The following is a 12,975-nucleotide window of genomic DNA, read 5'->3' as shown; positions in this document are numbered from 1 at the left end:
ATTTCCGCAGGTCCGCTTTCGAGCGGCTGCGGCATCAGAGCCGACGTCGAGATAACGTTAGTCCAAGCCGCGACGCGGAGGCATCGCGGGCTGATGCAGAAAGTGTCCCGGCTCCGAGCCGGGACGCTTCGCTTGCCGGTTCAGTCGCTGAACCCGGCGAGGACGACCTTGCCCCTCGCCTTCCCGCTCTCGATGAGCGCGTGGGCGCGTGCCAGGTTGGCGGCGTCGATTGGACCTAAGGTCTCGGTCAACGTCGTGCGCAGCCGTCCCGCATCGATCAGGCGGGCGATCTCGGTCAGGATAGCGTGCTGCCGTTCCATATCGGCGGTCTGGAACAGCGAGCGGGTGAACATCAGCTCCCAGTGCAGCGACAGGCTCTTGGGCTTGAGCGGCATCACGTCCAGGGTCTCGGGGTCGTCGATCGGGCCGAGGCGTCCCTGCGGCGCGAGGAGCTCGATGATCTGCGGAAGATGCGCACCGGTCTGCGTCGTCGCGAACACGAACCCGGGCGCCCCGGGAAGACCGAGCGCCGCCACCTCGGTGGCGAGGGGCTTCGCATGGTCGATCACGTGGTGGGCGCCGAGGTCCCGGCACCATTGCGCCGTCTCGGGGCGGGAGGCCGTGGCGATCACGGTGAGGTCCGTGAGCTGCCGGGCGAGCTGGATCGCGATCGAGCCGACGCCGCCGGCGCCGCCGACGATCAGGATCGCGGGGGCGGCACCCGGCACGGGCTTGGAGACGTCGAGCCGGTCGAACAGCATCTCCCAGGCGGTCAGCGCGGTGAGCGGCAGCGCCGCAGCGGCGGCGAAATCGAGGGTGGCCGGCTTGGCACCGACTAGGCGCTCGTCCACGCATTGGAACGTGGCGTTGCTGCCCGGCCGGTCGAGCGCACCGGCGTAGAACACCACGTCGCCGGGCTTGAACAGGCGCGCCTCCGGTCCGACCGAGACCACGGTTCCGGCCGCATCCCAGCCGAGAATCTTCGGCTCGCAGCCCTGCTTGTAGGCGCCCTGGCGCACCTTGGTGTCGATCGGATTCACAGAGACGGCCTGCACGCGTACGAGCAGATCGCGCCCGGCCGGCACGGGATCGGGGAAGGTCGTGTCCACGAGCGCTCTAGGCGCATCGATCGGTGAGCCTTCGGTGTAGGTGACGGCGCGCATGGGTGTCTCCCGGGATGTCGCGACGGGCGGCCTCGGGCCGCCGTCCCAGACCGTCTAGGGCGTGTCATCGCTTGAGCCAATCGAGGGCGGCGGCGAGGGAGAGGACGCCCATGAAGCTGACGGCAGTCTTCTCGTAGCGGGTGGCGATGGCGCGCCACTCTTTGAGCCTGGCCCAGAGGCGCTCGACCTGGTTGCGGTTGTTGTAGATCCAATCCGGGCAAGCGACGGGCGCTTCGTGGCGCTGAGGCGGGATCGCAGGCCGAGCGCCCATATTCCAGATGTGTTCGCGAAAGACGTGGCTGGTATAGCCGCGGTCCCCCACGACCCATTTGGGCACCCCCGGCAGTTGGTCGAGCAGGGGAACAGCGTGAGGGAGTTCATGAGCCTGACCGGGCGCCAGACGGAAGGCGATGGCGCGGCCCTGCCCGTCGGCGATCACGCAAGCCTTGGTGCCATACCCGCCACGCGAGCGGCCAACAGCTTCACGAGCGTCTCGCTCGGCTGCAGATCCCCCCTTTTGGCGGCTCCCGCCGCCTTTTGGTGCGCCCGAACGTTCGTGCCGTCGAGGAACACCATACCGAGTTGGACACCGCGCTCCTGCACGAGGTGAAGAAGCCGCTCCCAGACGCCGGCACGCGACCAGCGGATGAAGATCTGGGCAGCCCGCCACCAGGGTCCCAATTCCTCGGGAATGGCTCGCCATTTGGCTCCGTTCTGATGCCGCCAAAGGATGGCCGAGAGCGTGCGATGCAGATCCTGAGGAGGCGTTTTGGCCTTGGGCCGGCAGACTTCAACCAGAGGCTCCAGATCAGCCCATTGCGCGTCGCTCAGCATCGTCCCTCCTCCATTAGAGAGACGAAAACGCAAGCCCAACCAATCTGTCCAGGCGACGACAGGCCCTAGGGCCTGTTGTCACTTGAATGGATCAGCTGTGCTGGCGTTTTCCTGTCTCTTAAGCAGGAGAATGATTCTGAGCTACGCACAATGATCTAGACGAAACCTCTGATCGATACGTGAAGACCCCTGTCAGCTTCATAGATAACCGCGGTCTTGCTGCCGCCTTCAATTGGCGCAAGCAATACCACGCCGAATTTTCTTACCCCCAGGACTGAAACATTTCTTCGAACGCATTTGCGTCGCCTTCGAGAAATTCGGGCGCTCGAGGTAACTGCGTGTGGCTGATTCTCGTGAACCCATAGTACGAAGGCATCAGGTCATAATCATAAATTCGGACATACAGCTGCTGCTTGTCATCTGCGAGATAAACACGCACTAACATCATGTACTGCGGGTTTCCCATTATGGATCGCTGCATACAGAATAATTCTCGAAGATAGGAATCCTCGCCGACATCTATGATTCTCGTTGCCCAAATCATGAGAGCCGACCCTCTTCTCGTCTGCGGCGAGGATGCCTTCAACGGTGCGCTAAAATCGAGGTCCCTGGCTGTTGCCATGGGCTCCCAAGCCAACCCCGGTGTTCGCGCTCCGCCCGGACCCCCCACCCATATTACCCATCCCGCCATACAGGCTGCTCACCCCCTGTCGCTGTATGATACCAAGGGGATCGCGCTGGCGGTCGGATTCACTGCGCATGGAGTTGGGCTGAACTACTTCGATCCGCGGCGCGTGACGTTTGTTTTTCTTAACACCTGATTCCTTAGCCATCACCGGGCCAGCCATTAGGGAACCGACGATCAGGATGTAAATTGCAAATTTTCCAGCCAATACGATTATCCTTGATGCAATTAATGCTGCATATCAAGGCAGACGGCTGGGAGTCGCTGCTCAATCCATAGCCACTTGATTATGGCGCAGGCATTGTGCCGTTGCGCACCATGGATAGACGTACCGTCGTTTGGTCCAGCTAATCAGTTCAGGCGACGACAGGCCCTAATAGCGTGCCGCTTCCTTTGGCGCAGCAACGTGACGCGCACATCACGCCCGTGCTGCTAAGACAGTGAGGCAGTGGCGGAATGTCGACCCGAACGAATTTCGAGATCGGCAATTTAGCGACCTCAAATCTAGACGTCGATATGCACCCTTGCCTCATCTGCAGCAGAGCTAAGCTGACATGAGGACAGGGCCTCCTGGACGGGCCACCCCGCGCGTCCGCGCCGAAGCCGGTGGGAGCGCAGGCGGTGAACCGCGCGTAAGCACTCCGAGTGGCCGACGAATGGCCGCTTAGCGGTTGTGCTGACGGCGGTTTGGACGACCGGCTTGGGTCGACACCCGTCCGTCCGCTCTATGACCAGGTTGGGTGGAAAGCTTTAAGTGGACACCAACACAATCCGTTAAGCAAGATCGACAGTGTCAGCGTGGCCCTAAGCGAGGAGATTAGCAGGCGAGAGACTGTCATTGGCGTTCCTTCCAGGTCTTCACACGAAGGTGAGCGCGCGGGGGGACTCGATTGGGCCCGTGTTCCTCCTGCCCGGAATGCCGGTCGTCCTGGTTTGGGGGCGCAGCACCTGCTCGTGCAGGATGCTGCCCAGTCCGGTCGAACGTCGACCCGTGCCCAGGACGGCCGCATCGTCATCCTTGACCGCGGCGACCCGAACTGTGTCCTCTAAGTTTCCAGGAGTTCGGCGGCCCACGATGACAACAGGCGAGAGGGAACTCGGCGGAACGTCGGATACGGCCGATCGTCCCGGTGAGACGAAGGTCGAACTGACCTTGCCGGAGGCCTTCAAACTGGATGAGGCTGGTCTCGCCCACTGGTTCCCGCACCTCGACGGGAAGTGGACCGAGCAGACGAAAGGCCTCATCCGAAGATCCGGAGCGACTGGCCTCGATCTCAACTGGAATTGGTTCGAGACGCCGGTGGACTGGCGCTGCACATGCTGCGGGCGCGACAAGCCCGGGATCGTCCGGCTGCTGGAGGGCGGGGTGCTGCTGGCCCACCTGCACCTCCATCACGACCACATGCGCGACTACGTGGGCGGCCGCCTGAACGAGCGCTTCGGCATCCCATGGGCGAAGGGCGTGCCGCTCCCCTCGCGTCACGCGGGAGACCACATGCAGGCCCTCGTTACGCGTTTCCGTGACACGATGGTCTGCGACGGCTGCAACACCGCCGAGGGGGAGGCTAAAAGGACGCTCGGGCTACCACGCCATTTCTCGTTCTCGCCCTCCGAGATGGCTGGCTTCATCCGTCCGCATGCCAACACGATGAACGAGGTCGATGTCGATGCCGCGAGCGGGATCTGGCTCGACGCCAGGGCAGCATACGAGGACCGGTTGGCCTTCGCCGACACCCTGGTCGACCGCCTCGCCACTGGGCTTTTCGCGGTGGAGCGGAACGTTAACTCAGTGCCGCTGATCCAACCTTCAACGTTTAACGCGTTTCTTGGGCGGCATGCCTTACGCCAAGCTCCCATTCGACAGCTCAACACGTGGCTGTCCCGCATCTGGGGCGACCTCAGGGAGCGCTCGCTGAGCCGTGACGGGGTCGGGAAATCGAGCCGTCCGCGTCGTATTGCCAAGGTCCGCCACCCGACCGATGCCGAGTTCGCCGCCTTCGAGGCGAAGCCCGCCCGCGCTTGGGAGCGAACCCCGACCGACTGGTCTTGTCCCTGCTGCGGGCGTGGCAAACGCGCGATCCTACGGCTTGGGAAGACGGGAAGCTGGTTTGGTCAGATCCGCATCCACCCGGGCGTCAATTTCGAGACGGACGCCGGAAACATGGCCTTTAGGCGGGACCTCTATCCCGAGCATCTGGAGAGGCCGGTCGTCGCGTCGCGGTGGCAGCGTTACATTTGCTCGGATTGCGGGGATGTGGCGTCCAAGCTTCAGACCATTAGGCCGGATCTCGGGGTCTTCACGCTGACGTTGGAAGACATCCAGGACTGCCTCGGCGAGGTCCGCGACAACGAGAGAACTGAGATCGATCTCGAACGGGCGGCCGAAAGGGCCGAGAACAACTCCGACCTGCAGCGGGCGGAGAGTGAGTTCGAGTACCACCGGGATCTGGCGATGCATCTTTGGGAGGTCTACGGCCGCTTCGGACCAGCAGCCCGGGAGAAGGCGCGCGATGCCCTGGTCACGCTTGCGCGTGCGAGCGGGGTCGAGTCCGAGCATGCCCCGGGAGGTCTGGGCTGGCTGCTGCGACAGGGAAGGGCGTTCGCATCGGCTCCGCGGAGCGCGCCGGAGTAGGAGGGCGCGGATGTCCGCCGTGGCGACCAGCGTGGGTGGCAGAAGGCGGTCCGGTGCGTGCGAGACGCCGAGGGCATTCTGCCCCGCCCCGAGCATGTTGGCCGCCTCGTCCGTGCCCGTCTCGCGCTTGCCGTTGAGCTTGCCAGCTGGGTACCGGAACACCAAGCCCCAATGCCCGACGCGGGTCAGGGCCTGTGAACGGGCTCGACCCAGTCTGGGCCGTGCACGTCGACGACCATGGCGGTGCCGGTCGGCTCCTCGATCCGCCCGCGGTCGCGGGTGGTGAGGGCGTCCTGCACCTGCGTCATCGCCAAAATTATGCGGACGGAGGACTTGGCGAGGTCCTCGTCGGGCTTAGGGAATGCCGACAGGAAGTCGTCGACGGACCCGATCTCCATGACGCTGACGGGGTGGGGCTTGAGGATCTTCCTGGGGGGCTTGGTCGCGGCGGCCTCCTTCGCGAGGCGGCCGGGCGCTCAGGCGCCGGGACAGGTCTCAAGGATGCGGGATTCGGTGGGTGCGAGGGCGCGCGGGACCCTTTCGGGGCGCGCGAGGGCCGGGCCGCACGGGGACGGCTGGCCGCGCCGGGGTATCGGCGGGGGACGGTGGGACATCAGGGATGCTTCGTGGTCGAGGGGTTGCCGGGCGAAAGATCAGTGAGCGATGTCGAAGCCGTCCGGGTCGCCCCGAAGTTGGGCGTGCGTGGTCACCCGGACGTCGGTCGAGCAAGGGGCGCTGCGCTCGGCCAGCCCCCGGGCGCGTCGCTCGCCCTCCTCGTGGGCGGCGCGCCCCATGGTGACAAGCACCGCCCGCACCGCTCGCTTGAAAGCCACCTCGCCGAGGTCCTTGAACGACGACAGGCAGCGGAAGACCTCGTCGACTTGGCGGTAGGCGTCATGGGACAGATTGGGTTCGTGGAGGTTCATGGCGGCCCCGTGCGCGGGCCGCCGGCGTCTCGCCGGTCAGGCCTCGCGGATCGCGTGGAAGGGAAGCGCGGCGCTGCCTGGGTGCAGCGGACGTGCGTCCGGTATTAGGCGGCCGGGGATGAACACGGTGGGGCTCAGAGGTACGGGCGACGGCCTGGAAGCATGCGTAGACATAAAGGAAACCATGTCACAGGCGTCTACGCGCCCAGTGTCGATTACCCTGGTTCATCCATGGTTTGCCGCAATCGACATGTGGATCCCCAAGGAAAGCCTGGGCGCGAGCCCGGGCAGTCTCCGGGACGCCGATCCAGAGTGGCTCCGCTCTGAATGCGTAACGCAGGACGCTACCCGTCACGCGTTACGCCCGTTTCGGCTTCCGAACAGGTTCCGATGGACGTTTCCGGACCGCGGCCATGGCCATGCGCCAACGCCCGGCCAAGCCCGAGGACGAGTCCCAAAAACCTGTCGGCTGGACTATGATCGCCGGGATCAGGGTACGAGGACGCCATGCCGGTCGAGGTGCACGAGAAATGGGGGTTCGGCATGGCCCCGCCCAAGCCGGCGACGATGGCCGAACGTCGAGCCGCCGCACGGCTCGTCCTGGACCTTCTACAGGCACGTCTCCCACCTGAGCCCTCTGGCGTCGCGCTGGATGCGGTGAGCACCACGAAGGGCATGTTCACCCGCATCTTCAAGGAGGATCAGTGGGACTGGTTCACCGTGATGGGGCAGCTTGGATACCCGTCGCGTGGGCTGGCGGAGGCCATCTCGAAGGAGTTGACCTTTCTAAGGTCCGCCATCCGCGACGCCAACGCGAGTGGCTTCCTGACGGCCCTAACCAACCTGCGTCGGTTCTCCCTGCGGCAGTGCCTCAAGGTGTTTCTGGGCGAACTCACGATCACGGAGGAGCCTAGCTCGGGCTGGCTCTACGTTCTCTCGACGCGCGAATGGCCGGACCTGCTCAAGGTCGGGAGGACCGAAAGGACGCTCCAGGAGCGTGCGGCGGAGATCAATAGGGCGACCGGCGTGCCCATTCCCTTCGGCGTTAGGCGTTGCTGGCGCGTCATGAACCATGCGCTCGTCGAACGACGGGCGCATGAGTGCTTGGCCGAATTCCGGTTGCGGGGCGACCGGGAGTTCTTCCGCATCGGTTTCCACGAGGCCGCCCGTCGGCTCGGCGCCATGATGAGGGCCGATGGGCACGAGATCAGAACGCTCGGCAACTTGTCCCACCTCGCCGCCTGAACCCAGGCCGAGCATCCGGCGTGTATGAAGAGGGGCGACCTTTTCGGGTGTGTCAACGCGTCGCCGGACGGCCGAGCGGAACTCAGCAAGAGGAAAGCGAGGCGGTCAAGCCGACTGCGGGCGAATGCCTTCCTTAAGGGAAGTCGCGAACTTCGGCGCGCGCCATGCGTCGTGATGGGTGCACGTTGTGAGCGACGTGCATAACCGATAGAGCGACGCCACCACACGCTTGTCCCATACCTAGCGCCATGCTTGACTTCACGGTGAGCGATTCCGGCGGAAGGGCCGTCTCTTGATGCCGACGACGTTCACAGCGGACCCCGAGTTCGCCCATCATTTCCGGCGCCTGCACCAGGTCTTCATGTACGTGACTGACCGGTGCAACCTAGAATGCGAGCAGTGCATCTACAAGCCGAGCATCTCGCACTTCATCAATGAGGAGATCCCTCTAGACGACGCGCTTGGGCTGCTGGCGACCTTCCGCAAGCTCGGCGCCGGCAAGGTGACGTTCCTGGGGGGCGAGCCGACGCTTTACGGCCATAGGCAGGGTGGGCGTCCGCTGCTCGACCTGATCGAAGGAACCCGTGCGCTCGGCTACGAGTACGTGCGGATCGACACGAACGGACAGCGCGTCTCGTCGCTTCTCGACCAGCCGTCGTTCGCGCGTCTGGACGAGGTCGCGTTCAGCCTCGACGGCTTCTCGGCGCAGACCAACGACCCGCTCCGCGGCAAGGGAACGTTCGTCCGGGCCGTCGACGCGATCCGCAAGGCCGTCGGCCTGGGTTACTTCGTGACCGTGACGTGCTGCGTGCAGAAGCTGTTCTTGGATCGCGACGAGGCCGGGATACTAAACCTCGAACGGATGATCCGTTTCGTGGAGGGACTCGGCGTCCACCAGGTCAACTTCCACGACCTGTTCAAGGTCGGCATCCCGATGGATACCTGGACGGGTAACTTCGCGCCCCGCCCTCAGGACTGGGTGCCGGTCTACGAGGAGCTCTCGGCCAAGGTTCGGTCTGGGGCGTTCAGCATCAAGGTCCGGCTGCCCCAGTGCTTCGTGACGAAGGCGGAGTTCGCCCGGAAGCCGGACTACTACGGCTATTGCCCGGTCAAGCTCGGCGAGCGGGTCATGGTCCACCCGAACGGCACGATCCGGATCTGCTCGAACCTAATCTGCACGGCTTTCGGGGTGGCGACCTGGGCGGAGGGCAGGATCGGCTGGGAACGGTCGCACGCCAACGAGTTGGCGGGGCACGACCTCGACCGGATGACGCCTTGCACCAACCGTAGCCGTCACAAGAAGTACGGGGATCTCGTCCCGGTCTGCTTCTCATTCAAGCCGGGGCAGGACGAGTACGTGTGGAACCACAGGCTCGCCTGGGACGCCTCCCCGCCGGAGACGGTCGGGGCCGTTGCGTCATGACCAAGGCCGCCACCGAGAAGGACAGGCTCGTCGAGACCCTCGTCGAGGCCGGCGTCTCCCGCGCCGTGGCGCGCAAGGCCGAGATCCTGAGCTGGTCGAAGGATGACCCGCGCGCCAACGAACGCGTCCATGCCGCGACGAACACCCTGCTGCTCGACCTCCTGCGCGCTGACGATGTTGGGAAGTGCATCCACGTGACAGGCGGTGCGCGAGCGCTGACCGATCCATTCCATCGGCAGATCTGCGAGGAGATGCAGACCGACGACAAGGCTCCGTTCCAAGTCCTGTATCATGTTCCCGACAGCGTCGCCCGCGATGGTTGGGGTGTCGTCAAGTGGAACCTGAATAACTGGGAGAGAAAGGGATTTTTGGACTGGAAGCAAAAGCTGCGCACGCTCAGGATGATCGGCAAGAAGGCGGTTGACCTCAAGGCGTTCGACGAGCGCAGCAAGATCCAGTTCTCTGTCTTTGGGCATCGTTACGCTCAAGTCCAGGGCCAGCACGGGGACCAGGACCCCGCGAAGTACGTCTGGTTGATACGCTCTGAGAGCGTGAACGGGCTGTTGTCCGCCAGTGCGGAGACGGACCTTACTAAATCCGCCGATGTCGACGAGAGCGTATTCTCGGAAGTGGTCTCAACCATTTTCTCCAACTCAGCCCGCGCAATATTAAAGAAAATTTCGAGCGCTTCCACAATTTCGAGAGAAGATATCTTGTCTGACAAAGTCTTCGAGATGATCGACCCTAACCCTGGCGTCACGCTAGAAGCCTTGCGCGTTATATCCTTCGTGAGTTCGAACGAACGCGGGAATTTGATGCTTACCGATGACGGCGCCGAATTCTACCGAGCCACTTGAGCGTCGCATCGTGCTAGATGATTGGGAAAAGGCTTTCGCGGAATTAAGGGATGTCTGCGACATTCCTGACCAGGCGCTCGCCGGATGGAAGGTCAGGGTCCGGCACTCTAAGCAGGAGCCGTTCTCGACAATCGGGCGGACGTTCAAGGACGTGCTCCGGGCCAACGGAGCGCGATTGTGCGATCTCGACGATCTTGATCACGTGCTCTCTGTGAAGCTGCAGCAGGGGGCCCTCGACTCCATCGATTCCTACCTGATGGTCGCCGGGACGACGAACGTGTCGGCGGAGGCCATGGAACTCGCCCATGAGCAGTGCGCGAAGGGCACGTCGTTTAGCGCCCGAACCGTCGTCACGATGCCGAAGGACTACAGCGACGGCTTCATCCGAAAGCGCCTTGTGTTCCATGGCGTGAAGACCGAGCTCTATGACGAGGCTGACGTCATGAGCGGTACGCTCTGCACGCGCACGTTGGGCCACATCATATCCAAGAAGCGAGAAACCGACATGCTCTCGACGACGAGGAACCCGACGCTCGGCATCGTTACCGCGCTCACGGTCGAGATGGATGCGGTCGTTTCGCTCCTTGGTGACATCGACCGCAAGGTGACCCGGGTGGAAGGCGTGCTCCGCGATTACGTCCATGGGACGTTGCCCGCCCGCAACGGCGGCAAGCACGAGATCGTGGTCGTGAGGACTGGCGCTGGGAACAACATCTCCGCAGCCTTGGCCGAACGGCTTTTCGCGGATTTTGCGCTGGAGGAGATTGTCATGGTGGGCATCGCGGGCGGCATCCCGCGGATCGTCCCGAACGATGAGGACGTGAGGCTGGGGGACATCGTCGTCTCCGGACGCAAGGGGGTGATCCAGTACGACTTCGTCAAGGAACGCGTGAAGGGGCAGCAGGCAGCCCATCAGCCGATGGCCCCCGTCCGTGCCTTGACTACGATGGCGGAAACCCTCGCCGGCAGCGAGGTCGAGATGGCCCGGTATAACGCTCGCCTCGCGGCGGTTACGCAGAAGGGCGGCCCCTACCAACGGCCGTCCGACCGGACCGACGTCCTGTACGAGGACGAGGCTCGAACGAAACCGCTCGCCATCCGTCGCGCCAAGGACGAGAGGCGCAAGCGGCACGCCTCCATCGCGTTCGTAGGCGCAGTCGGAAGCGCGAACAAGGTCGTGAAGAGCCATAAGGAAAGGGAGCGCATACGCAAGAAGTACGGCGTCATCGCGGTCGAGATGGAGGGCGCCGGCGTTGCCGAGGCGGCGATGGGCAACGGCAGGGGGTTCTTCGTCGTGAGGGGGATTTGCGACTACGCGAACGACAGGAAGAACGACAAATGGCACCCTTACGCCGCGATGGCGGCGGCTGTTTTTGCCGTGGATTTAATCGAGAGCATGCCTCTTTCGACAACGAAAACCGTCTAATAATACCCGACTAGGGACACCATAGCGGGCGAGTCGTGCGCATAACCACCTGGAACGTGAATGGCTTGCGGGCGACCGTCCGCAACGACTTCGAGGCCTGGCTGCGCCTGGCCGGGAACGACGTCGTTTGCCTCCAGGAAGTGAAGGTGCAGGAGGACCTGCTCACGACCAACTGGTTCGAGGGCTACGTCGCGTATTGGAACTCGGCTGAGCGGGGCGGCTACAGCGGCGTCGCGACCTTGGTCCGCGAGGGGCTGGAGGTGCATGGGGTGACGCGCGGCATTGGCCATCACTCAGACGTCGAAGGGCGGGTCCTGACCGTGGACTTCGAGACGTTCAGCCTCGTCAACGTCTACGCACCTCACAGCCACCGCGAGCTGACGCGGGTCGCCGAGAAGGTCTCGTTCCTCGAAGCGCTCGACGCCTTCATCGCCGAGAAACGAGCGGCCGGCCGGCCGCTCGTCCTAGTCGGCGACTTCAACGTCGCCCATACCGAGATCGACCTCGCGAACCCGGCCCCCAACCGTGGCAACGCTGGGTTCCTTCCCGAGGAGCGCTCCTGGGTCGACCGGCTGCTGGCGTCGGGCTTCGTCGATGCCTTCCGGCAGTTCCAGCCCGGCGGCGGCCACTACACCTGGTGGAGCATGCGCTCGACCGTACGGGAGCGGAACATCGGCTGGCGGCTCGACTACGTCTTCGTCGAGGAGACGCTGCGAGGGAACCTCGTCGCCTGCCGCCACCTCCCTGACAGGGCTGGTTCCGACCACTGCCCGGTCGAGGTCGAGTTGAACGTCCCGGAACCGGCGGACGAGGCGGATGACATCCTGCGGCAGCCGACGCCCTACCACCTCGCTGGCCGATCTGTGGGGACCGGCCTCGTCGTTTGACGGTCGGCCGGCCGGACCTTCGCATCGGCTGCGAGGCCGACGCGACGCCATAGGGCGTGCCGCTCACATGTAGAACCGATACCGCGGGTCGGGCGCCTAGCCCTCCGCGACGTGCTTGAGGATCTCGCCGACCTGCCGGGCCGCCCACATCGTGATGGGCAGCGCCCCGTCGATACGCGCAGACGTCGAATGTGACCTCGATCTTCATAAGTGACAGCCTCGCCCCGGCCAGTGCACCTGGCAACACACGTGGGTCGCAGTCGGGCGCACGCCGGCCCATTTCAGGCGCACGTGCGCCCGCTGTGCGCCCGTCATTATGAACACCTGTTCAGGAAGCCGTCACATGTGACGTGACTTGCATGCCGAGGTGGTAGTCTCCTCGCATGAGAGAGCCATCCTATCACCCCGCCCAGAGTTACCTCGAAACAGGCGCCCGCCGGATCGGCCGGATCCGCCGCCAGACGGCGAACCGGATGCGAGACATGCGGCAGCACTGGAAGAACATCGGCCGTCCGGATCCCGCGACGCTCGACCGGGCGATCGTGGACGCCCTCCGCGACTCCATCCTCTCCGCGCCCGAGGGCGCCCGGCTGAGCACCCCCGTCGATCCGGAAGCCCTGCTGCGGGGTGTCGCCCGGAAGCTTGTCGAGAGGTCGCAGGCCGACCGGGAGGCCGGCAAGGAGGGCGTCGTCTACGCCATGCAGGAAGTCGTCGTCGGCCTTCAGGTCCGCCTCCTGCAACGCCCGAAGCGAGCGTAACGGTGTGACGGCAAACGCCGTTTCGTTGCTTAGGAGTAACGGGAGGACAGACCCCCATGGCATTTGGAGACGTCTCGCCACTTCGGCGCCCGTTTACGAAAGGCCAGGGAAGAAATCCAAATCCAGTTGCGCCCGATTC

11 protein-coding genes are annotated in these 12,975 nt (G+C 64.2%); 7 read left to right on the top strand and 4 right to left on the bottom strand.

What is annotated here, in order from left to right:
- Positions 1 to 140 precede the first annotated feature (140 nt).
- Together IPV08_RS10715 and IPV08_RS10710 are read right to left on the bottom strand one after the other, a co-directional pair.
- Positions 141 to 1,163: a zinc-binding alcohol dehydrogenase family protein gene (locus IPV08_RS10715; protein ID WP_055885152.1), complete on the bottom strand. Its 1,023-nt coding sequence runs from the start codon at positions 1,161 to 1,163 to the stop codon at positions 141 to 143.
- A 64-nt stretch (positions 1,164 to 1,227) separates the two neighbouring features.
- A protein-coding gene (locus tag IPV08_RS10710) for an IS5 family transposase (RefSeq protein ID WP_207411856.1) occupies positions 1,228 to 1,997 on the bottom strand; the annotation gives its coding sequence in 2 pieces (ribosomal slippage) (positions 1,228 to 1,682 and positions 1,682 to 1,997; 771 coding nt in all).
- A 1,760-nt stretch (positions 1,998 to 3,757) separates the two neighbouring features.
- Between IPV08_RS10710 and IPV08_RS10705 the strand changes: the two genes are divergently transcribed.
- Complete coding sequence (locus IPV08_RS10705; protein ID WP_207411855.1) at positions 3,758 to 5,314, top strand: hypothetical protein; 1,557 nt, start codon at positions 3,758 to 3,760, stop codon at positions 5,312 to 5,314.
- A gap of 185 nt (positions 5,315 to 5,499) precedes the next feature.
- Here IPV08_RS10705 and IPV08_RS10700 read toward each other — a convergent pair whose 3' ends face one another.
- Positions 5,500 to 5,712, bottom strand: a complete 213-nt coding sequence (locus IPV08_RS10700; protein ID WP_207411854.1) for a hypothetical protein — start codon at positions 5,710 to 5,712, stop codon at positions 5,500 to 5,502.
- Between the two features lie 255 nt (positions 5,713 to 5,967).
- Complete coding sequence (locus tag IPV08_RS10695; protein ID WP_207411853.1) at positions 5,968 to 6,240, bottom strand: hypothetical protein; 273 nt, start codon at positions 6,238 to 6,240, stop codon at positions 5,968 to 5,970.
- A 507-nt stretch (positions 6,241 to 6,747) separates the two neighbouring features.
- Between IPV08_RS10695 and IPV08_RS10690 the strand changes: the two genes are divergently transcribed.
- The 6 genes from IPV08_RS10690 (at position 6,748) to IPV08_RS10665 (ending at position 12,836) form a co-directional block, all read left to right on the top strand.
- Positions 6,748 to 7,485, top strand: a complete 738-nt coding sequence (locus IPV08_RS10690) for a GIY-YIG nuclease family protein (RefSeq protein WP_207411852.1) — start codon at positions 6,748 to 6,750, stop codon at positions 7,483 to 7,485.
- Between the two features lie 295 nt (positions 7,486 to 7,780).
- Entirely contained in the window at positions 7,781 to 8,908 is a 1,128-nt protein-coding gene (locus tag IPV08_RS10685) for a radical SAM protein (protein WP_207411851.1), read from the top strand.
- Complete coding sequence (locus IPV08_RS10680; protein ID WP_207411850.1) at positions 8,905 to 9,765, top strand: hypothetical protein; 861 nt, start codon at positions 8,905 to 8,907, stop codon at positions 9,763 to 9,765. Before IPV08_RS10685 ends, IPV08_RS10680 begins: the two co-directional genes overlap by 4 nt.
- Entirely contained in the window at positions 9,734 to 11,191 is a 1,458-nt protein-coding gene (locus IPV08_RS10675; RefSeq protein WP_207411849.1) for a 5'-methylthioadenosine/S-adenosylhomocysteine nucleosidase, read from the top strand. Before IPV08_RS10680 ends, IPV08_RS10675 begins: the two co-directional genes overlap by 32 nt.
- A gap of 35 nt (positions 11,192 to 11,226) precedes the next feature.
- The gene (locus IPV08_RS10670; protein ID WP_348646107.1) at positions 11,227 to 12,078 is read left to right on the top strand and encodes an exodeoxyribonuclease III; all 852 of its coding nucleotides are present in this window, start codon (positions 11,227 to 11,229) and stop codon (positions 12,076 to 12,078) included.
- Between the two features lie 383 nt (positions 12,079 to 12,461).
- A complete protein-coding gene (locus IPV08_RS10665) occupies positions 12,462 to 12,836 on the top strand; it encodes a hypothetical protein (RefSeq protein WP_207411847.1) in 375 nt (124 codons plus the stop codon).
- The last annotated feature ends 139 nt before the right edge of the window (positions 12,837 to 12,975 follow it).

Origin of the sequence: Methylobacterium sp. SD274 (assembly GCF_017355285.1) — a bacterium.
In the GTDB taxonomy this organism is placed as follows: domain Bacteria; phylum Pseudomonadota; class Alphaproteobacteria; order Rhizobiales; family Beijerinckiaceae; genus Methylobacterium.
This window is presented reverse-complemented; position numbering and strand designations above follow the sequence as displayed.